Here is a 21324-nt window from a genome sequence, read left to right on the forward strand (position 1 = left end):
ATGAGTGATAGCGTCGATGGAAAAAGTAGCCCCGCCCCGGTTAGGCCGGTTACGATTTCGTTCGACCGCGCGCCGGACGGCGGCCATCCGCGCATTCACCTTCGGCGTATTCGCCGTGGCGTGCGCCGCCGACTGCGGCGCATTCTTGCCGACGCCAACCCCGACCCCGACTCCGCCGGCATCGGCGCAAACTCCCGCCAACACCCTCCAGGTACTGCACTGGTGGACGTCCCCCAGCGAACGCAAAGCGGCCGACCTGCTGGCGGCGCGCATGGCCGACGAGGGTCTGGCGTGGAAGGACGCCGCCATTCCCGGCGGTGCCGGTATTGGCGCCGGCAAGGTGCTCAAGGGCCGCGTTCTGGCCGGTGACGCCCCCGAGGTCACGCAGATCATCGGCGTCTCCGTCGCCGAATGGGCCGAACTCGGGCTGCTGCTCGAAATCGACAACGTCGCCAGCGCCGGCAACTGGAACGGCTTCCTTTTCCCTACCATCCAAAAGCTGATCCAGCACCGTAACCATGTGGTGGCGGCGCCGCTCGGCATCCACCGTGTCAACACGCTGTATTACAACCGTGCGGTATTCGCGCGGCTGCGGCTTGCGCCGCCCCGGACCTGGGCCGAATTTGTCCTGGCCGCCCACAAGCTCAGGGCCGCCGGCGTGGCGCCGCTGGCGCAGAGCAGCGAGTCGTGGCAGGTGGCCGCGCTGTTCGAGAACCTGGTGCTGGCCGAGAGCGGGCCTGAGTTTTATCGTGAATTGCTGGTCAAGCGCAACCCGGCCGCCGCCGCCGACCGCCGCACCGCCGAGGCGCTGGAGCGGCTGCGCGTCGTCAAGGGCTGGATCACCCGCCAGATGGATGAGCGGACGTGGCCCGAGGTGGTGCGCCAGTTCGCGCGCGGCGACGCCGGCATGATGATCATGGGCGACTGGGCCAAGCCGGAGCTGGCCGAGCGCGGCATGACGCTGGACGAGGACTACGGCTGCGCGGCCGCGCCGGGAACGGCCAAGTATCACCTGTACAGCGTCGATACGCTGACGATGTTCGCCGGCGACTACCGGCACATGCCGTCGCAGGAGAAGATGGCGCGGGTGCTGTTGTCGCCGTCGGTGCAAGCCGAATTCAATGTCCTCAAAGGCGCGGTGCCGGTGCGGCGCGACGCCGATCCGGCGCGCATGGACAGCTGCGCGCGCGCCTCCTGGTCCGTGTTCGCGCAGGGCGAGGCGGTGCAGGCCCCCAGCCTGGTGCACCGCATGGCCGCCGACGAAGCCACGCGCGACGCCATCATCGCCGAGGTGCACCGCTATTACCTCGACGACAAGGCCACGCCGGCGGAGGCGCAGCGGCGTCTCGGCGCGCTATTCCGACTGTTTAACCTCAGAAGCCAAGGAGCGCCCGTTGCGCAAGATACTGATCGTAGATGATGACCAAAAAACCCGGGTGCTGCTCAAGACCTACCTGGAGAAAAACCAGTACGAGGTGATCCTGTCGCACAACGGCGAGAGCTTCCTGGCCGAGCTGCACACCCACGCCGACCAGCTGTCGCTGGTGATCCTCGACGTCATGCTGCCGGATACCGACGGCTTCGCGCTGTGCAAGCAGGTGCGCCAGCGCTCCAATGTCGCCATCATCATGCTGACCGCCAGCTCCGACGAAACGGACCGCATCGTCGGCCTGGAACTGGGCGCCGACGACTACATCGCCAAACCATACAGCCCGCGCGAGCTGCTGGCGCGCATCAAGGCCATCCTGCGGCGCAGCGCGGCGGAACCGGCATCGGCGCGCTACTACCGTTTTGTCGGCTTCACGCTGGATCTGAAGGAGCGCAAGGTGGTCGACAGCGACGGTAACCCGGTGGCGCTGACCGGCCTCGATTTCCAGCTGCTGAAATACTTCGCCGAGCATCCGGGCGTGATCCTCGACCGCAGCCTGTTGTGCGAGGAGACGCGCGGGCGCGACGCCGGTCCGCTGGACCGCTCGCTCGACGTCCAGATCAGCCGATTGCGGCTGCGGCTCAACGACGACGGCAAGCAGCCGGCCCTGATCAAGACGGTGCGCGGCGCCGGCTACGTGTTCTCGGCCGACGTCAGCGTCTCGCATGCGTAGACTGCTGCCTGGCTTGGCGCACCGCCTGCTGCCGCAATCGCTGCTGGGACGACTGACGCTGGTGATGGTGGCCGGGCTGCTGGTGACGCAGCTCACCGCCAGCATCATCTGGGCAACCCAGTTGCGCGCCAAGGCCCAGGTGGAGGCGCAGTCGGCTTCGCAGTACGTGGCGCACAGCGCGTCCGGCGCGATCCGGTTTTTCCGCAGCCTGCCGGCCAACTACCGCCTGCTGCTGATCCAGCAGCTGCGCGAGATGGGCGGCACGCGCTTTTTCGTCAACCTCAATCGCGCCTACGTCCCGGTCACGCAGATCGCCGAGCATCCGCTGGCGCGCAGCGTCATCGACACCGTCGGCGCGACGCTCAAAAGCGACCTGCCCCATTCGCCCGGCTTCCACCTGGCGTTCGCGTGGCCCGATCAACTGGTGGTGTCGGATAACGACGTCCACCTCAGCGACCTGCCGGACGCCTGGGTGCAGCACATCCTGCTGCTGCAGCCGGACCCCGCGCCCATCCTGGTGATACAGACCGAGATCGAACCTGGCAACTGGCTGTACATGGCGGCCTTGATGCCCAACCCGTACTTCTTGAGCAGTAACGATCCGCTGGCGTGGGACCGCCTGGCGCTGCAAGGGCTGTCGCTGGCGGCCGTGCTGCTGCTGTGTCTTTTGGTGGTGCGCTGGATCACGCGTCCGCTGGCGGCGCTGTCGGAAGCCGCCGCCGCCTTCGGCAAAGGGCAGGACGACCGCGCGCCGCCGCTGCCGCTGCCGGAAGGGGGCAGCCGGGAATTTATCAACACCGCGCGCGCCTTCAGTGCGATGCGCGAGCGTATCCAGCGTTACATCGAGGACCGCGACCGCCTGTTCATCTCGATCTCGCACGATCTGCGCACGCCGATCACGCGCCTCAAGCTGCGCTCCGAGCTGCTCGACGACGAAGCCTTGCGCAACGAGTTCGAAGAGGATCTCGATGAACTGGACATGATGGTCAAGGGCGCGCTGCAATGCGTGAAAGATAGCGACATCCACGAAAACCCGGCCGAGGTCAAACTCGACGCCTTGCTGGGCCGCCTGGTGCGCAGCGCGCGGCTGGCAGGGCACGAAGTGGGCTATCGCGACAGCGGCGTGGCGGTGCGCGCCAAGCCGCTGGCGCTCAAGCGGGCCATCGGCAATCTGCTCGACAACGCGCTGTTCTACGGCGACCGCGCCGAGATCGACGTGCGCGACGAGCCGGACGCGGTCGCGATCACGGTGCGCGATCACGGCCCGGGCGTGCCGGAGGAGGCGTTCGCCAGCCTGTTCGAACCCTATGTGCGGCTGGAGCATGGCCGCGAACAGAACGACGGCGGCATGGGCCTGGGGCTGGGCATCGCGCGCAGCATCATCGAGGCGCACGGCGGCCAGCTCATACTGGAGAATCATCCCGAAGGCGGGCTGAGCGCCACCATCCGTTTGCCCGCCTGAGCGATTCCGCATCCGCGCCCGCAGTCGCCACCGCACGCGCTCCCATTCCCGCTTTTCGTCGCCCTGTCGGCGTTTTGTGCAGTTCATCGCAATCCGCGCCGGCGCGGCGGGCGCCACCTATATAGTGCTCACATCCATCACTGGGTGGTTGGCGGCCGCCACTATTGTTGCTATATTGACCACCATCGGCTTGTTGAAAAAATATCAGAGGATTGAAATGATGACGAAGCTTTTCCAGTTTGGCCTGTTCTTTGCCGCGTTCTGTTCGCTGTTCTCCCGCGCCAGCGCCGCCGAGGACAGCGAAACGCGCGTGGTGACGATCGACGCGCGCGTCGTGCGCGTCAAGCTCGACGGCGTGATCGACGTCAAAGTGCGGCAGGGCGATACGCCGTCGCTGCGCATCACCGGCGACAAGCGCGACATGGACAAGCTGAACGCCGCGCAAACCGGCGACACCTTATATCTGGACAGCGACAACGGCCGGGGCGTCAAGGTCGGTCGGTCCAGCACGCGCGCCGAGCTGACACTGCCCAGTCTGCGCCAGTTGATCAGCGAGGGCGTCGGCACCACCGACATCAGCGGCTTCAGCGGCGACGAGCTGGAGTTGACGATGGACGGCGCCGGCAGCATGAAGGCGGTGATCGACTACAAGGTCCTCAAGGCCGGTCTGGGCGGCGTCGGCAAGATGCACCTGTGGCTGAGCGAGAACGAGAGTGTCGAGCTGGACTTGCGCGGCGCCGGCTACATCACGCTGGGCGGACGCAGCAAACTGCTCAAAGCGACGTTGGGCGGGCTGGGCGGGCTCAACGCGCAGCAGTTCCAGGCGGAGTCGGTCAACGTCGACCTCAGCGGTCTGGGCAACGCCACCGTCTACGCCAAGGCCAACGCGACATTGAACCTGAGCGGACTCGGCTCGGTCGTTGTCTATGGCAAGCCCTTGAACCGCAACGTTACCGTTGACGGCCTGGGCAAGGTAAGTTGGAAATAAAACCAAATAAACATACCACTTATACGCGATATGAAAAAATTCATACTAGCGATAGGTCTCGCACTTGCTCTGCAACAGAGCGCGATGGCCGGATTCGCAGAAGGCGCAACCGCCTACAACAACAAAAACTACGCGGCGGCTTTGAAAGAAGTCGCTCCGCTGGCCAAGGCCGGCAACGCCGACGCCCAACACCTGCTGGGCTTGATGTATTACATGGGACGCGGCGTCAAGCAGGACTACAAGCAGGCGCTGAGCTGGCACCGCAAGGCGGCGCTGCAGGGCAAGGCCGACGCGCAATATGTGGTCGGCGCCATGTACTACACCGGCAACGCCGTGATCCAGGATCACAAGCAGGCGGTCGGCTGGTTCCGCAAGGCGGCCGAGCAGGGCCATCCGGACGCGCAGCAGGTCATGGGGCTGATGTACCGTTACCAGATGGCCGGCATGCCGCAGGACAACGTCATCGCTTATATGTTGTGGAATCTGGCCGCGGCCAAGGGCTCGGTCAACGCCGCCGAGCAGCGCTCCGCCGTGGTCAAGCACATGACGCAGGAGCAGATCGAGGAAGGGCAGGCGTTGTCGGCGGCGTGGAAGCCGAACACGCCGCTGCCGACCAAATCGCGCACCGGCGGCGGTTAGTCGTCGAGGCAAACAGCGGTTTTCCTTCTCGCGTACAATCGCCGCTTTATCCGGAGATGCCCATGCGCGCGATTGAAATCACCCAGCCCGGCCCGGCCGATGTGCTGAAACTGTGCGAACGCCCGATGCCTGTCGTGAAGGCCGGCGAGGTGCTGATCAAGGTTCATGCGGCCGGCGTCAACCGTCCGGACGTGTTCCAGCGCATGGGCAATTACGCGCCGCCACCCGGCGCTTCCGATCTGCCGGGCCTGGAAGTGGCCGGCGAGATCGTCGACGGCGACCTCGATTACACCACCCTCGACATCGGCGACCAGGTCTGTGCGCTGGTGCAGGGCGGCGGCTATGCGGAGTACGTGGTGGCGCCCGTCGCCCAGTGCTTGCCGATCCCCAAGGGTTGGAGCATGCTCGAGGCGGCTTCGATTCCCGAGAACTATTTCACCGTGTGGAGCAATGTGTTCGACCGCGCCCAGCTGAGCGCCGGCGAGACCTTGCTGGTGCAGGGCGGCACCTCGGGCATCGGCGTGGCGGCGATCCAGCTGGCGTCGGCCATGGGACACCGCGTGTTCGCCACCGCCGGCAGCGACGACAAGACCGCCGCCTGCGTCAAGCTCGGCGCCGAGCGCGGCATCAACTACAAAACCGAAGACTTCGTTGAAGTGGTCAAATCGCTGACCAACGACCGTGGCGTGGACGTGATCCTCGACATGGTCGGCGGCGATTACGTGCCGCGCGAGATCGCCGCGCTGGCCGACGACGGCCGTATCGCGCTGATCGCGACCTTGGGCGGCGGCAAGGCCACCGTCGATCTGGGCCAGGTGTTGCGCCGGCGCCTGACGATCACCGGTTCGACCCTGCGTCCCCGGTCGGTCGAGTTCAAGGGCGCGATCGCCAAGAACTTGCTGAAAAAGGTGTGGCCGATCATGGCGGCCGGGAAAATCAAGCCGGTGATCCATACGGTATTTCCGCTGGAGCAAGCCGCCGCCGCGCATGCGCTGATGGAGAGCAGCAGCCATGTCGGCAAGATCATGTTGCAGGTAATCTAACACTTTGACGTGGTATTTCTGCTATGAAAGCCGGTGGCCGGCCGTCGGGTGGTTTGACCCGCCCCCGGGCTCGCGTTAAAATAGCGGGTTATTGAATTTTAGGCTACTATGCGACGCAAACTCGTCATCGGCAATTGGAAAATGAACGGCAACCGCGCCGCCAACACGGCATTGTTGTCCGGCGTCGTCGCCGGCCTGAAGGCTGACGGCGTCGCGCGCGCCGATTGCGCGGTCTGCGTGCCAGCCCCTTATCTGGCCCAATGCCAGGCCGAACTGCAAGGCTCCCCGGTCGCCTGGGGCGGCCAGGACCTGTCGGTCCACGCCAGCGGCGCCTATACTGGTGAAGTGGCGGCAAGCATGCTGGTCGATTTCGCCTCCACCTACGTGTTGTGCGGCCATTCCGAGCGCCGCGCTTATCACAACGAAAGTAGTGAGCTGGTCGCTCAGAAGGCGATGGCCGCGCTGGCGGCCGGCCTGACGCCGGTTATTTGCTTCGGCGAAACGCTGGAACAGCGCGAGGCCGGCACCACCGAGGCCGTCATTTGCGGCCAGTTGCAAGCGGCGCTGGACGTGATTCCGGCAGCCGAGCTGACCAAGGTCGTGCTGGCGTACGAGCCGGTCTGGGCGATCGGCACCGGCAAGACCGCCACGCCGCAAATCGCGCAGGATGCGCACCGTTTCCTGCGCGCGCGTCTGGAGCAGAAGAACGCCGAAGCGGCCGCCTCGGTGCAAATCCTGTACGGCGGCAGCATGAAGCCCGAAAATGCGAAAGAATTAATGGCGCAGCCCGATATCGACGGCGGCCTGATTGGCGGTGCTGCATTGAAGGCGACGGATTTCCTCGGAATCATCCACGCCGTGTAAACACACTGTCAATGTGTTGCGTAACTGCCGCATGAGTAAATCCAGCGGCAATCACGCGATGGTAAAAAAGCCTGTTAGCGATATATAAACAGGTGTGAAACAAAACGATACAAAACTATTTAATCTTTGAATGGAATAACATGAGCAGCTTCTTCAACCTGGTAGTCATCGTGCAAGTCGTTTCGGCCATCGCTATTATCGGCCTGGTCTTGCTGCAGCACGGTAAAGGCGCCGACATGGGCGCCGCTTTCGGCTCCGGCGCCTCGGGCAGCCTGTTCGGCGCGACCGGTTCGTCGAACTTTATGTCGAAGTCGACCGGCGTTGCCGCCGCGATCTTCTTCAGCGCCACCCTGGCGCTGGCCTACATCTCGGCCCAGGGTCACAGCACCGTTAGCGGCGGTGTGATGGATAAAGCCTTGCCAGCGGCGCCAGCTCCGGCCCCGGCGACCGGCGCGGCAGCGATCCCGACCGCCCCGGCGACCGCACCGGCAACGCCGGCCGCGCCTGCCCCGGCCGTCCCGGCGCCGGCGGGTCCTGCAGGATCTATCCCAAAGTAATATAATGACGTTCGGCATGGCGCGGCGCAGCATCCGCCGCGCGACATTTGCTCGTTGTTTTGGCAAAAGTTACAGTAGTTATAGAAGTGTCTCCGGTGCCCTGGCCGGAAAATCAATCGGGTGCGCAAAGAAGTAAAGATTTATCGCATTTCGCTTTGTTTTACCGCAATACGCATTAACAAAGGCGGGAAAACACAGTAGAATAGCGGCCTTATGCCGACGTGGTGAAATTGGTAGACACGCTATCTTGAGGGGGTAGTGGCGAAAGCTGTACGAGTTCGAGTCTCGTCGTCGGCACCAAAAAATATAGAGGCCAGCAAGGGAGTAGTGTGTACCTGAGCTGGCTTTTTTACGAGGATGTGTCGTTCGATCCTGGTCTAAGTTGTACGATTGGGGCGCACGTTAAGAGAGCACCGCAGAACATCGCAAGTCCTCGCAGTCCCTAACCGATCGTTCAATTTAAGCTTATCAATCGTGAACCTCGAAAATTATCTCCCCGTTCTGTTGTTTATTCTCGTCGGTCTCGGCGTAGGTATCCTCCCCCAGGTGTTGGGCCATGTGCTCGGTCCTAACAAGCCCGACGCGGCAAAACTCTCCCCGTATGAATGCGGCTTCGAAGCGTTCGAAGATGCGCGCATGAAATTCGACGTGCGTTACTACCTCGTCGCTATCCTCTTTATTTTGTTCGATCTGGAAACGGCATTCTTCTTCCCATGGGGCGTCTCCGTACGCGAACTGGGCTGGAACGGATTCCTGGTGATGATGAGTTTCATCGCCGAGTTCGTTGTCGGTTTTTGGTATATCTGGAAGAAAGGTGCCCTTGATTGGGAATAAGCCATGGCTATTGAAGGCGTATTAAACGAAGGTTTCATCACCACCTCGGCCGACAAGCTGATCAACTGGGCGCGCACGGGTTCGATGTTCCCGATGACGTTCGGTCTGGCATGCTGCGCGGTTGAAATGATGCACGTGGGCGCTGCCCGTTACGACATGGACCGCTTCGGCGTGGTGTTCCGTCCATCGCCACGTCAGTCCGACGTGATGATCGTGGCCGGCACGCTGTGCAACAAGATGGCGCCGGCGCTGCGCAAGGTCTACGACCAGATGCCGGAACCGCGCTGGGTCATCTCGATGGGCTCGTGCGCCAACGGCGGCGGCTACTACCACTACTCGTACTCCGTGGTGCGCGGTTGCGACCGCATCGTGCCGGTGGATGTCTACGTGCCGGGCTGTCCGCCGACGGCCGAGGCTCTGCTGTACGGCATCATGCAGCTGCAAAACAAGATCAAGCGCACCAACACGATCGCACGCTAAACGAGGCCGCTTCAGAAGATGACTACACAATTAGAACAACTGCAAACCGCCCTCGGCACTGCCCTGGGCGATCGCGTTAGTATTGCCGTCGCGCTGGGCGAGGTGACCATCACCGTCAAGGCGGCCGATTACTACGGCGTGATGCAAACGCTGCGCGACGACAAGTCGCTCGGTTTCGAGCAACTGATCGACCTGGCCGGCGTCGACTACCTTAACTATGGCGATGGCGCCTGGGACGGTCTGCGTTTCGCCGTCGTCGTGCACTTGCTGTCGATCCAGCACAACTGGCGTGTTCGCGTGCGCGCGTTTGCCGCCGACGACGAAATGCCGCTGCTGCCGTCGCTGGTGCCGCTGTGGCGCGCCGTCAACTGGTACGAGCGCGAAGCATTCGACATGTTCGGCATTCTGTTCGAAGGCCACAACGACTTGCGCCGCATCCTGACCGACTACGGCTTCATCGGCCATCCGTTCCGCAAGGACTTCCCGGTGTCGGGCTATGTCGAAATGCGCTACGACCCCGAGCAGAAGCGCGTGATCTACCAGCCGGTCACCATCGAGCCGCGTGAAAACGTGCCGCGCGTGATCCGCGAAGAAAATTACGGGAAGTAAAAAATGGCTGAAATTAAGAACTACACCCTGAACTTCGGTCCGCAACACCCGGCCGCGCACGGCGTGCTGCGCCTGGTGCTGGAGCTGGACGGCGAAGTGATTCAACGCGCCGACCCGCACATCGGCCTGCTGCACCGTGGCACCGAGAAGCTGGCGGAGCAGAAGACCTACCTGCAGTCGGTGCCGTACATGGACCGTCTGGACTACGTCTCGATGATGTGCAACGAGCACGCCTACGTGATGGCCATCGAGAAGCTGCTGGGTCTTGAAGTTCCGCTGCGCGCCCAATATATACGCGTGATGTTCGACGAGATCACCCGCATCCTGAACCATCTGATGTGGCTGGGCGCCCACGCGCTGGACGTCGGCGCGATGGGTCCGTTCCTGTACGCGTTCCGCGACCGTGAAGATCTGTTCGACTGCTACGAAGCGGTGTCGGGGGCGCGCATGCACGCGGCCTACTACCGTCCGGGCGGCGTGTACCGCGACCTGCCGGATTCGATGCCGCAGCATAAGCCGTCGATCATCCGTTCGGACAAGGCGATCGCCAACCTGAACGAGAACCGTCAGGGCTCGCTGCTGGACTTCATCGAAGACTTCACGCGCCGTTTCCCGACGTACGTGGACGAATACGAGACGTTGTTGACCGATAACCGTATCTGGAAACAGCGTACGGTCGGCATCGGCGTGGTCGCGCCGGAAGATGCACTGGCGATGGGCTTTACCGGCGCCATGTTGCGCGGTTCGGGCATCCAATGGGATCTGCGCAAGCACCAGCCGTACGAAGTGTACGACCTGATGGACTTCGACATTCCAATCGGCACCAACGGCGACTGCTACGACCGTTACCTGGTCCGCGTTGAGGAATTGCGCCAGTCCAACAAGATCATCAAACAGTGCGTAGAATGGCTGCGCAATAATCCAGGTCCGGTCATCACCAGCAATCATAAAGTCGCGCCTCCGGGCCGCGTCGACATGAAGACCAACATGGAATCGCTGATTCACCACTTCAAGCTGTTCACCGAGGGCTTCCACGTGCCGCCGGGCGAAGCGTACAGCGCGGTGGAGCATCCAAAGGGCGAGTTCGGCATCTATCTGTTGTCGGACGGCGCCAACAAGCCATACCGTATGAAACTGCGCGCACCCGATTACGCCCACCTGCAGGCGCTGGACGAAATGGCGCGTGGACACATGATTGCCGACGCCGTGACCATCATCGGTACGCAAGACATCGTGTTCGGCAGTATTGACCGCTAAAAGGTAAAAGTATGTTGTTATCAGAGCAGTGCTTAAAAAAAATCGATCGCGAATTGGCCAAGTACCCGGCCGACCAGCGCCAGTCGGCCGTGATGGCCGCGCTGGCCCACGCCCAGGTTGAACTGGGCTGGATCTCGCCGGAAACCATGCGGGAACTGGCCGACTACATCCAGATGCCGGCGATCGCCGTGCAGGAAGTCGCCACTTTCTACAATATGTACAACCTGAAGCCGGTCGGTACGCACAAGATCACCGTGTGCACCAACCTGCCATGCGCGCTGTCGGGCGGGGAGCGCGCCGCGCACCACCTGAAGCAAAAGCTGGGCATCGACTACCGCGACACCACCGCCGACGGCAAGTTCACCTTGATGGAAGGTGAGTGCATGGGCGCCTGCGGCGACGCACCGGTCATGCTGGTGAATAACCATCGCATGTGCAGCTTCATGTCGAACGACAAAATCGACGGTCTCGTCGAGGAACTAAGCGGGAACACTACGAAATGACGTCACTCCACAATCGTCACATCGACCCTGTCATTCTGGCCGGCCTGGACGGCAAGAACTGGCACCTGGAAGATTACGTCAAGCGCGGCGGCTACAGCGCATTGCGCAAGATCCTCGAAGAGAAAATCACCCCGGAACAAATCATCGCCGACCTGAAAGCGTCGTCGTTGCGCGGCCGTGGCGGCGCGGGTTTCCCGACCGGCCTGAAGTGGAGCTTCATGCCGCGTCAGTTCCCGGGCCAGAAGTATCTGGTATGTAACTCGGATGAAGGCGAGCCAGGCACGTTCAAGGACCGCGACATCATGCGTTACAACCCGCATGCACTGATCGAGGGCATGGCCATCGGCGCGTATGCCATGGGCATCACGGTCGGCTACAACTACATCCACGGCGAGATCTTCGAGGTTTACACGCAGTTCGAGGACGCGCTGGAAGAGGCGCGCGCCGCCGGCTTCCTGGGTGACAAGATCATGGGCAGCGAGTTCAGCTTCCAGCTGCACGCGCACCACGGTTATGGCGCCTACATCTGCGGCGAAGAAACCGCGTTGCTGGAGTCGCTGGAGGGCAAGAAGGGCCAGCCGCGCTTCAAGCCGCCTTTCCCGGCCTCGTTCGGCCTGTACGGCAAGCCGACGACCATCAACAACACCGAGACCTTTGCCGCCGTCCCGTTCATCTTGAACATGGGCCCGGAAAAGTACCTCGGCATGGGTCGTCCGAACAACGGCGGTTCGAAGATCTTCTCGATCTCGGGCGACGTTGAACTGCCGGGCAACTACGAAGTCCCGCTGGGCACGCCGTTCGCCAAACTGCTGGAACTGGCAGGCGGCATGCGCGGCGGCAAGAAGATCAAGGCCGTGATCCCTGGCGGCTCGTCGGCGCCGGTGATCCGTGGCGAACTGATGATGAACACCGACCTGGACTACGACTCGATCGCCAAGGCGGGTTCGATGCTCGGTTCGGGCGCGGTCATCGTCATGGACGAGACCCGTTGCATGGTCAAGGCGATGGAACGCCTGGCGTACTTCTACTTTGAAGAGTCGTGCGGCCAGTGCACCCCTTGCCGCGAAGGCACGGGTTGGATGTACCGCATGATCCACCGCATCGAAAACGGCCAGGGCCGTGCGTCGGATCTGGATGTGCTGAACTCGATCTGCGACAACATCCAGGGCCGCACCATTTGCGCGCTGGGCGACGCGGCGGCCATGCCGATGCGCGCGTTCATCAAGCAATTCCGCGAAGAATTTGAATATCACGTCGAGCACAAGCATTGCTTAGTGCCCGCTTACATCTAAGCTGCGTCAGGTAACGATCACCATGGTTGAAATCGAAATAGACGGCAAAAAAGTCGAAGTCCCTGCTGGTAGCATGGTGATGGACGCCGCCAACAAATTGGGAACCTACATTCCGCACTTCTGCTATCACAAGAAATTGTCGATCGCTGCGAACTGCCGTATGTGTCTCGTCGAAGTGGAGAAGGCGCCTAAGCCTTTGCCAGCATGCGCTACGCCGGTTTCGGCCGGCATGATCGTGCGCTCCGCGTCGGACAAGGCCGTGCAGGCACAGAAGTCCGTGATGGAATTCCTGCTCATTAACCACCCGCTCGACTGCCCGATCTGCGATCAGGGCGGCGAATGCCAATTGCAGGATCTGGCTGTCGGTTACGGCAAGGGCGATTCGCGCTACGAGGAAGACAAGCGCGTGGTCGTGCCGAAGGATGCCGGTCCGCTGGTCTCGATGCAAGAGATGGCGCGCTGCATCCAGTGCACCCGCTGCGTACGTTTTGGCCAGGAAGTGGCCGGCGTCATGGAGCTGGGCATGATCGGCCGCGGCGAACACTCGGAAATCACCGCGTTCGTCGGCCAGACCGTCAACTCGGAAATGTCCGGCAATATGATCGACCTGTGCCCGGTCGGCGCGCTGACGTCGAAGCCGTTCCGTTACAGCGCCCGTAGCTGGGAACTGTCGCGCCGCAAATCGGTGTCGATGCACGACGGCCTCGGTTCGAACCTGATCGTCCAGGTCAAGAACGGCAAGGTCATGCGCGTGCTGCCACTGGAGAACGACGCTGTCAACGAATGCTGGATCTCGGACAAGGACCGCTTCTCCTACGAAGGCCTGAACACCGACGACCGTTTGACCCAGCCGATGCTGAAGCAGGGCGGCGAATGGAAAGAAGTGAGCTGGCAGACCGCGCTGGAATACGTGGCGCACGGCCTGAAAAACATCAAGCACGAACACGGTGACAAGGCGATCGCCTCGCTGGCGACCCCGCATTCGACCTTGGAAGAACTGCATCTGCTGCAAAAGCTGACCCGCGCCCTGGGCTCGGACAGCGTTGACACGCGCCTGCGCCACAGCGATTTCTCGCTGGGCGACGTGACGCCTTGGCTGGGCATGAGCATCACCGAATTCGGCGCCTTGAACCGCGCCTTCGTGATCGGCTCCTTCCTGCGCAAGGATCATCCGTTGCTGGCGACGCGCCTGCGCTCGTCCGTCAAGAACGGCGCCAAGCTGTCGATCCTGAACGCGACCGACGACGACCTGCTGATGAAAGTGGCGAACAAGATCATCGCCGCGCCGTCGGAGTGGTTGTCCGCGCTGTCGCAGGTGGTGGTGGCTGTCGCCAAGGCCAAGGAAGTGTCGGCGCCAGCCGGCTTCGAAGGCATTGAAGCGTCGGACGCCGCAACCGCGATCGCAGCTTCGCTGGTATCGGGCGAAAACAAGGGCGTCTTCCTGGGTAACGCGGCAGTTCAGCACCCGCAAGCCGCCGCGCTGCACGCCGCCGCGCAATGGATCGCCGAGCAGACCGGCGCCAAGCTGGGCTACCTGACCGAAGCCGCCAACACCGTTGGCGCCTACCTGGTCAACGCCAACGGCGCCACGGCTCCTGCCTTCACCGAAGCCAAGCAAGCGTACGTGTTGCTGAACGTCGAGCCGGAACTGGATGCCTACAATCCGCAAGCCGCCGTCGCCGCGCTGAAAAAAGCCGAGATGGTCGTCGTCATGTCCGCCTACAAGCATGGCCTGGACTACGCCGACGTGCTGCTGCCGGTGTCGCCATTCAGCGAAACCTCGGGCACCTTCGTCAACTGCGAAGGCCGTGCGCAAAGCTTCAACGGCACCGTCAAGCCGCTGCTGGAAACCCGCCCTGCGTGGAAAGTGCTGCGCGTGCTGGGTAACATCCTCGGCCTGAGCGGCTTCGACTACGACACCTCGGAAGCGATCCGCGACGAAGTGGTTGGCTCGGGTGACTTCTCGGCCAGGCTGAATAACATCAGCAAGCAAACCATCGTGGCGTCGAACTTCGCCGGTTCGATCGCGACCACCGGTACCGAACGTATCGCCGACGTGCCGATCTACTTCGCCGACGCCGTGGTGCGCCGCGCCGAGTCGCTGCAGAAGATGGCCGATTCGGCTGCGCCAAAAGCGCACCTGTCGACCGCGCTGGCGCAGCAGCTGGGCGTCGCCGCCGGCGACAGCGTCAAGGTCACGCAAGGTTCGGGCAGCGCGATTCTGGTCGCAGCCGTCGATGCAAGCCTGCCAGCGAACGCCGTGCGCGTCGCCGCGGCCCACGCTTCGACCGCCGCACTGGGTGGCATGTTCGGTCCGATCACCGTTGAAAAAGCAGGAGAGGGTAAATAATGGCTCTGCCTGAATTCGTCACTACATTGTATGACCTGGGCGCCACCAGCCCGATCGCGCCGGTGTGGCCGATCGTCTGGACGATGATCAAAATCGTTGTGGTGCTGCTGCCGCTGATGGGCCTTGTCGCCTATCTGACGCTGTGGGAACGTAAGTTCATCGGCTGGATTCAAATCCGCGTCGGCCCGAACCGCGTCGGTCCCATGGGCCTGCTGCAGCCGATCGCCGATGCGCTCAAGCTGCTGTTCAAAGAGATCATCATGCCGGCCAAGGCCAATCCTGGCCTGTTCGTCATCGGTCCGATCATGACCATCATGCCGGCGCTGGCCGCATGGTCGGTGGTGCCATTCGGTCCGCAAGCGGTGCTGGCCAACGTCAACGCCGCCTTGCTGCTGCTGATGGCGATCACTTCGATGGAAGTCTACGGCATCATCATCGCCGGTTGGGCCTCGAACTCGAAGTACTCGTTCATGGGCGCGATGCGCGCCTCGGCGCAGATGATTTCCTACGAAATCCCGATGGGCTTCGTGTTCGTCGTGATCCTGATGGTTTCCGGCTCGCTGAACTTCGGCGACATCGTCGCCATGCAGCAGCGCGGCATGATGGCCGACCAGGGTCTGAACATCCTGTCGTGGAACTGGCTGCCGTTGCTGCCGCTGTTCGTGGTCTACCTGACCTCCGGCCTGGCCGAAGCGAACCGCCATCCGTTCGACGTGGTCGAGGGTGAGTCGGAGATCGTCGCCGGTCACATGGTCGAGTACTCGGGCATGGCCTACGCGATGTTCATGCTGGCCGAATACGCCAACATGATCCTGATCGCGACCATCGGTTCGATCATGTTCCTGGGTGGCTGGTCGGCGCCGTTTGCCTTCCTCGAATTCTGGGGCGGTTTCGGTGGTTTCTTCTGGCTGTTCGCCAAGGCGTTCTTCCTGGTGTCGGTCTTCATCTGGGTGCGCGGTACCTTCCCACGCTACCGCTATGACCAGATCATGCGTCTGGGCTGGAAGGTGTTCATTCCTCTGACGCTGGTGTACCTGGTGTTCGTGGCCGGCTGGATGCAGACATCCTGGAATATCTGGAAGTAAGGATAAGAGAAAATGGAACGATTAAAAGACTTTTTCGGCAGCTTCATGCTGGCCGAATTGATCAAAGGGATGGCGCTGACGGGCAAGTACATGTTCTCGCGCAAAATCACCGTGCAGTACCCGGAAGAGAAGACGCCTATGTCGCCACGCTTCCGCGGCCTGCACGCGCTGCGCCGCTATCCGAACGGCGAAGAACGCTGCATCGCTTGCAAATTGTGCGAAGCGGTGTGCCCGGCGATGGCCATCACCATCGAGTCGGAACAGCGTGACGACGGTTCGCGCCGCACCACCCGTTACGACATCGATCTGACCAAGTGCATCTTCTGCGGTTTCTGCGAAGAGTCCTGCCCGGTCGATTCGATCGTCGAGACGCACGTGCTGGAGTACCACGGCGAGAAGCGCGGTGATTTGTACTACACCAAAGAGATGCTGCTGGCCGTCGGTGATCGCTACGAAAACCAGATCGCCGAAGCCCGCGCAGCGGACGCTCCTTACCGCTGATCGACGACCTGTCTTGTTTCCCGGCCGGTTGTGGGGGCAGGGCAGGTCGCAGCGTGTTGATCAATAAACTGTACGTCTCTTGGGTTAGTTATGGAATTTAAAACTGCTTTGTTCTACGCCTTCTCAGCCATCATGATATTGGCTGCGACGCGCGTTATCACGGCCCGCAATCCGGTGCACGCAGCGCTGTTCCTGGTGCTGGCGTTCTTCTCGGCCGCCGGCATCTGGATGCTGCTCGAAGCCGAGTTCCTGGCCATCGTGCTGGTGCTGGTCTACGTCGGCGCCGTCATGGTGCTGTTCCTGTTCGTGGTCATGATGCTCGACATCGACACCGACAAGATGCGGGAAAACTTCTGGGGCTACCTGCCGATCGCGTCGTTCGTCGGCGTCATCATCGTGCTGGAAATGGCCGCCGTGCTGTGGCGCTCCTTCCTGTCGTTCGACCAGCAGGCTGTTAGCGCCGGCAACATCGGCGGCACCAAGGAACTCGGTATCCTGATCTTCACCAAATATGTCTACGGCTTTGAAATCGCAGCGGCGATCCTGCTGGTCGCGATTGTCGCGGCAGTGGCGCTGACCCTGCGCAAGCGTAAGGACACCAAACATTTCGACCCGGCCGATGCGGTCCGCGTCAAGCGCAACGACCGTCTGAAGATCGTCAAGATCGACGCGGTCACCACGCGCGGCGCCGACGTGGCACCAGTCGCCGGTTCGGCGGAAGTAAAGGAGACACCATGACTTTGTCGCTAGCTCACTACCTCGTTCTTGGCGCGATACTGTTCGCGATCTCGATCGTGGGTATTTTCTTGAATCGCAAGAACATCATTATTCTGCTGATGGCCATCGAATTGATGCTGCTGGCGGTGAACATGAACTTCATCGCGTTCTCCCACTACCTGGGCGACGCGGCCGGGCAGATCTTCGTTTTCTTCATCCTGACCGTGGCGGCCGCCGAATCGGCGATCGGCCTCGCGATTCTGGTGGTGATGTTCCGTAATCTGGACACCATCAATGTGGAAGACCTGGATAGGCTGAAGGGTTAATCCCGCGGCTTTAGTTCTAATCTCGAAAATAACGATTAAGGTTCATCATGGCGGGTACTCTTCTTAACCCTAACCTCCTACTAGCCGTACCTCTGGCGCCGCTGGCCGGCGCTGCGATTGCGGGTTTGTTAGGAACCAAATTTTTTGGCAATGTCGTAGGGCGCAAGACTTCGCATACGGCCACCATCCTGGGCGTGTTCGTCGCGCTCGTGCTGTCGGTGATGACGCTGAACGATGTGCTCAACGGCGCAACCTTCAACGGCACCATCTACCACTGGATGACGGTGGCGGGCGTGAAGTTCGAAGTCGGCTTCCAGATCGATTCGCTGTCGGCGATGATGATGTGCGTGGTGACCTTCGTGTCGCTGATGGTGCACATCTACACCATCGGCTACATGGCGGAAGACGAGGGCTATAACCGCTTCTTCGCCTACATCTCGCTGTTCACGTTCTCGATGCTGATGCTGGTCATGGCCAATAACTTCCTGCAGCTGTTCTTCGGCTGGGAAGCGGTGGGTCTGGTCTCGTACCTGCTGATCGGCTTCTGGTACACCCGCCCAACGGCGATCGTGGCCAACATGAAGGCGTTCCTGGTCAACCGCGTGGGCGACTTCGGCTTCATCCTCGGTATCGGCCTGCTGCTGGCCTACGCCGGCACCATGAACTACCAGGAAGTCTTCGCCAAGAAGGAAGCGCTGGCGCTCCTGACGCTGCCGGGCACCGACTGGATGCTGCTGACCGTCGCCTGTATCTGCCTGTTCATCGGCGCGATGGGTAAATCGGCGCAGTTCCCGCTGCACGTCTGGCTGCCCGACTCGATGGAAGGCCCAACCCCGATTTCGGCACTGATCCACGCCGCGACGATGGTTACCGCCGGTATCTTCATGGTGTCGCGCATGTCGCCGCTGTTCGAACTGTCGGACACCGCGCTGTCGTTCATCCTGGTCATCGGCTCGATCACCGCGCTGTTCATGGGCTTCCTGGGCATCATCCAGAACGACATCAAGCGCGTGGTCGCTTACTCGACCCTGTCGCAGTTGGGCTACATGACCGTGGCACTGGGCTCGTCGGCGTACTCGGTGGCCGTGTTCCACCTGATGACCCACGCGTTCTTCAAGGCGCTGCTGTTCCTTGGCGCCGGCTCGGTCATCATCGGCATGCACCACGATCAAGATATTCGTAACATGGGTGGCCTGCGCAAGTACATGCCGATCACCTGGATCACGTCCTTGCTCGGTTCCCTGGCGCTGATCGGTACCCCGTTCTTCTCCGGCTTCTACTCGAAGGATTCGATCATCGAAGCGGTGCACGAGACCACGATCTGGGGTTCGGGCTTCGCCAACTTCGCCGTGCTGGCAGGTGTGTTCGTGACCGCGTTCTACTCGTTCCGTATGTACTTCCTGGTCTTCCACGGCAAGGAGCGTTTCGGCCAGGCCCACGCCCATGGTCACCACGATGCGCACCACGCACACGATGCGCATGCGCCTAAAGCCGCCCATGGCGCCGATCCGGCCGCACACGGCCACGATTCGGACGCGCACCACGAAGAGGAAGAGGACGACCACGCACACCACGGCCTGGAGCCGGGTCAGAAGCCGCATGAATCGCCATTCGTGGTCTGGTTCCCGCTGGTGATGCTGGCCATCCCGTCGGTGCTGATCGGTTATTTCACGATCGAGCCGATGCTGCACGGTGGCTTCTTCAAGGATGTCATCTTCATCGGTGAAAACCACAAGGCGATGGAAATCCTGGGCGAAGAGTTCCACGGTCCGCTGGCCATGGCGATCCACTCCCTGACGTCGCTGCCACTGTGGCTGGCGATCGCCGGCGTCGCTACCGCGTACTACTGCTACATGATCAATCCACGCGTACCGGCATGGTTCTACGCCAACGGCAAGGCGATCCACACCCTGTTGGACAACAAGTACTACATGGACAAGTTCAACGAAGTGGTGTTCGCCGGCGGCGCGCGCCTGCTGGGTAACGGCCTGTGGAACGTCGGCGACAAGACCCTGATCGACGGCCTGCTGGTCAACGGCAGCGCCAAAGTTGTGAACTGGTTCTCGAAGCTGACGCGTTTGGGGCAGACGGGTTACATCTACCACTACGCTTTCGTCATGATCCTGGGCATTCTGGGGTTCCTGGTCTACTTCCTGCCGTTTTGGCACGCTTAATTAGCTGATACGCAAAGAGATAACGATAACCATGATGCAGTCAACTATATCTACCTTACCTCCGTACCTGAGCCTGGCGATCTGGCTTCCGATTGTCTTCGGCCTGATCGTCCTGGCCGTCGGCCGTGACACCAACGCGGCGCTGGTACGCGTCGGTTCGCTGATCGGCGCGATCGTCAGCTTCGCCGCGACGATCCCGTTGATCACCAACTTCAACAACGCCGCCCACGGCATGCAGTTCGTCGAGAAGTCGCCGTGGATCGAGACGTTCAACATCTACTACTCGCTGGGCATCGACGGCCTGTCGCTGTGGTTCGTGCCGCTGACGGCATTCATCACCGTGATCGTCGTGATCTCTGCCTGGCAGGTGATCCAGAAGCGCGTTGCGCAATACATGGGCGCCTTCCTGATCCTGTCCGGCCTGATGATCGGCGTGTTCTGCGCGATGGACGGCTTGCTGTTCTACTTCTTCTTTGAAGCGACCCTGATCCCGATGTACATCATCATCGGCGTGTGGGGTGGCGAGAACCGCGTGTACGCATCGTTCAAGTTCTTCCTCTACACCTTCTTCGGCTCCTTGCTGACGTTGGTCGCGATCATCTACCTGTACCGCGTAACGGGCACCTTCGACATCCTGACCTGGCACCTGACGCCGTTGACGATGCGAGAGCAGATCTTCATCTTCATCGCCTTCTTCATGGCCTTCGCCGTCAAGGTTCCGATGTTCCCGGTCCACACCTGGCTGCCGGACGTCCACGTCGAAGCGCCAACCGGCGGTTCCGCCGTGCTGGCCGCGATCATGTTGAAGCTGGGCGCCTACGGTTTCCTGCGCTTCTCGCTGCCGATCACCCCGGACGCATCGCACTACCTGTCGGGCTTTGTGATCACGCTGTCGCTGATCGCCGTGATCTACGTCGGCCTGGTAGCACTGGTGCAGAAGGACATGAAAAAGCTGGTCGCCTACTCGTCGATCGCGCACATGGGCTTTGTCACCTTGGGCTTCTTCATCTTCAACGCCATCGGCGTGCAGGGCGCGATCGTGCAAATGATCTCGCACGGCTTCATCTCCGGCGCGATGTTCCTGTGTATCGGCGTGCTGTATGACCAGGCCCACTCGCGTCAGATCGCCGACTACGGTGGTGTCGTCAACAAGATGCCGAAGTTCGCCGCGCTGTTCATCTTCTTCTCGATGGCTAACTGCGGCCTGCCCGCGACCTCCGGCTTTGTCGGCGAGTTCATGGTGATCCTGGGCGCCGTGCAGTACAACTTCTGGATCGGTTTGCTGGCCGCGACCGCGCTGATCTTCGGCGCCGCGTACTCGCTGTGGATGGCCAAGCGCGTCATCTTCGGTAAAGTGACCAACCACCATGTGGCCGCGCTGGTCGACGTCAACGGTCGCGAGTTCTTCATGCTGGGTGTTCTGGCGATCGCTGTGCTGGTCATGGGTCTGTACCCTGCGCCGTTCACCGATACGATGCAAACCTCGGTCGCCGACCTGCTGACGCATGTCGCAAAAAGCAAGCTGCCTTAAGAAAAACGGA

The 21324-nt window shown here is 61.6% G+C and carries 21 protein-coding genes and 1 tRNA gene; all 22 read left to right on the forward strand.

All coding sequences use genetic code 11. The features are described 5' to 3' along the window. Nucleotides 1-16 precede the first annotated feature (16 nt). The 22 genes from ACZ0BA_RS02660 (at nt 17) to ACZ0BA_RS02765 (ending at nt 21314) form a co-directional block, all read left to right on the forward strand. Nucleotides 17-1420 carry an ABC transporter substrate-binding protein gene (locus tag ACZ0BA_RS02660; RefSeq protein ID WP_463449811.1) on the forward strand — a complete coding sequence of 468 codons (1404 nt, stop codon included), beginning with the start codon at nt 17-19 and terminating at the stop codon, nt 1418-1420. Then, nucleotides 1395-2102, forward strand: coding sequence for a response regulator (locus ACZ0BA_RS02665; protein WP_463449812.1), 708 nt, complete (start codon nt 1395-1397; stop codon nt 2100-2102). The genes ACZ0BA_RS02660 and ACZ0BA_RS02665 overlap by 26 nt, the downstream gene beginning before the upstream one ends. Beyond that, nucleotides 2095-3564, forward strand: coding sequence for an ATP-binding protein (locus tag ACZ0BA_RS02670; RefSeq protein WP_463449813.1), 1470 nt, complete (start codon nt 2095-2097; stop codon nt 3562-3564). Before ACZ0BA_RS02665 ends, ACZ0BA_RS02670 begins: the two co-directional genes overlap by 8 nt. Before the next feature lie 220 nt (nt 3565-3784). Continuing rightward, nucleotides 3785-4552, forward strand: a complete 768-nt coding sequence (locus ACZ0BA_RS02675) for a GIN domain-containing protein (protein WP_463449814.1) — start codon at nt 3785-3787, stop codon at nt 4550-4552. Between the two features lie 30 nt (nt 4553-4582). After that, nucleotides 4583-5191, forward strand: a complete 609-nt coding sequence (locus tag ACZ0BA_RS02680; protein ID WP_463449815.1) for a tetratricopeptide repeat protein — start codon at nt 4583-4585, stop codon at nt 5189-5191. 62 nt (nt 5192-5253) lie between these two features. After that, nucleotides 5254-6234 carry an NAD(P)H-quinone oxidoreductase gene (locus tag ACZ0BA_RS02685; protein ID WP_463449816.1) on the forward strand — a complete coding sequence of 327 codons (981 nt, stop codon included), beginning with the start codon at nt 5254-5256 and terminating at the stop codon, nt 6232-6234. Between the two features lie 108 nt (nt 6235-6342). Further along, nucleotides 6343-7098: a triose-phosphate isomerase gene (gene tpiA / locus ACZ0BA_RS02690; protein WP_463449817.1), complete on the forward strand. Its 756-nt coding sequence runs from the start codon at nt 6343-6345 to the stop codon at nt 7096-7098. Nucleotides 7099-7238: 140 nt separating this feature from the next. Then, nucleotides 7239-7655 (forward strand): preprotein translocase subunit SecG, encoded by a 417-nt coding sequence (gene secG, locus ACZ0BA_RS02695; RefSeq protein ID WP_463449818.1) that lies wholly within the window; start codon nt 7239-7241, stop codon nt 7653-7655. Nucleotides 7656-7870: 215 nt separating this feature from the next. Then, a tRNA-Leu gene (locus tag ACZ0BA_RS02700) sits at nt 7871-7955 on the forward strand. Between the two features lie 174 nt (nt 7956-8129). After that, entirely contained in the window at nt 8130-8489 is a 360-nt protein-coding gene (locus ACZ0BA_RS02705) for an NADH-quinone oxidoreductase subunit A (RefSeq protein WP_090314448.1), read from the forward strand. Between the two features lie 3 nt (nt 8490-8492). Then, the gene (locus ACZ0BA_RS02710; protein ID WP_008450353.1) at nt 8493-8969 is read left to right on the forward strand and encodes a NuoB/complex I 20 kDa subunit family protein; all 477 of its coding nucleotides are present in this window, start codon (nt 8493-8495) and stop codon (nt 8967-8969) included. Between the two features lie 18 nt (nt 8970-8987). Next, complete coding sequence (locus ACZ0BA_RS02715) at nt 8988-9578, forward strand: NADH-quinone oxidoreductase subunit C (RefSeq protein ID WP_463449819.1); 591 nt, start codon at nt 8988-8990, stop codon at nt 9576-9578. Between the two features lie 3 nt (nt 9579-9581). Beyond that, nucleotides 9582-10835 carry an NADH-quinone oxidoreductase subunit D gene (locus tag ACZ0BA_RS02720; RefSeq protein WP_315214675.1) on the forward strand — a complete coding sequence of 418 codons (1254 nt, stop codon included), beginning with the start codon at nt 9582-9584 and terminating at the stop codon, nt 10833-10835. Between the two features lie 11 nt (nt 10836-10846). Beyond that, on the forward strand, nt 10847-11338 hold the full coding sequence (gene nuoE / locus ACZ0BA_RS02725; RefSeq protein ID WP_463449820.1) for an NADH-quinone oxidoreductase subunit NuoE: 492 nt from the start codon (nt 10847-10849) through the stop codon (nt 11336-11338). Beyond that, nucleotides 11335-12630 carry an NADH-quinone oxidoreductase subunit NuoF gene (nuoF, locus tag ACZ0BA_RS02730; RefSeq protein ID WP_463449821.1) on the forward strand — a complete coding sequence of 432 codons (1296 nt, stop codon included), beginning with the start codon at nt 11335-11337 and terminating at the stop codon, nt 12628-12630. The genes nuoE and nuoF overlap by 4 nt, the downstream gene beginning before the upstream one ends. A 22-nt stretch (nt 12631-12652) precedes the next feature. Further along, nucleotides 12653-14980, forward strand: coding sequence for an NADH-quinone oxidoreductase subunit NuoG (gene nuoG / locus ACZ0BA_RS02735; RefSeq protein ID WP_463449822.1), 2328 nt, complete (start codon nt 12653-12655; stop codon nt 14978-14980). After that, on the forward strand, nt 14980-16065 hold the full coding sequence (gene nuoH / locus ACZ0BA_RS02740; RefSeq protein WP_463449823.1) for an NADH-quinone oxidoreductase subunit NuoH: 1086 nt from the start codon (nt 14980-14982) through the stop codon (nt 16063-16065). The genes nuoG and nuoH overlap by 1 nt, the downstream gene beginning before the upstream one ends. A 12-nt stretch (nt 16066-16077) precedes the next feature. Further along, complete coding sequence (nuoI, locus tag ACZ0BA_RS02745) at nt 16078-16566, forward strand: NADH-quinone oxidoreductase subunit NuoI (protein WP_090314443.1); 489 nt, start codon at nt 16078-16080, stop codon at nt 16564-16566. Between the two features lie 90 nt (nt 16567-16656). Next, nucleotides 16657-17304, forward strand: coding sequence for an NADH-quinone oxidoreductase subunit J (locus ACZ0BA_RS02750; RefSeq protein ID WP_463449824.1), 648 nt, complete (start codon nt 16657-16659; stop codon nt 17302-17304). Further along, entirely contained in the window at nt 17301-17609 is a 309-nt protein-coding gene (nuoK, locus tag ACZ0BA_RS02755) for an NADH-quinone oxidoreductase subunit NuoK (RefSeq protein ID WP_463449825.1), read from the forward strand. Before ACZ0BA_RS02750 ends, nuoK begins: the two co-directional genes overlap by 4 nt. A gap of 47 nt (nt 17610-17656) precedes the next feature. Next, nucleotides 17657-19783 (forward strand): NADH-quinone oxidoreductase subunit L, encoded by a 2127-nt coding sequence (nuoL, locus tag ACZ0BA_RS02760; RefSeq protein ID WP_463449826.1) that lies wholly within the window; start codon nt 17657-17659, stop codon nt 19781-19783. A gap of 31 nt (nt 19784-19814) precedes the next feature. After that, a complete protein-coding gene (locus ACZ0BA_RS02765) occupies nt 19815-21314 on the forward strand; it encodes an NADH-quinone oxidoreductase subunit M (RefSeq protein WP_463449827.1) in 1500 nt (499 codons plus the stop codon). The last annotated feature ends 10 nt before the right edge of the window (nt 21315-21324 follow it).

This window comes from Duganella sp. AC917, from assembly GCF_979258245.1.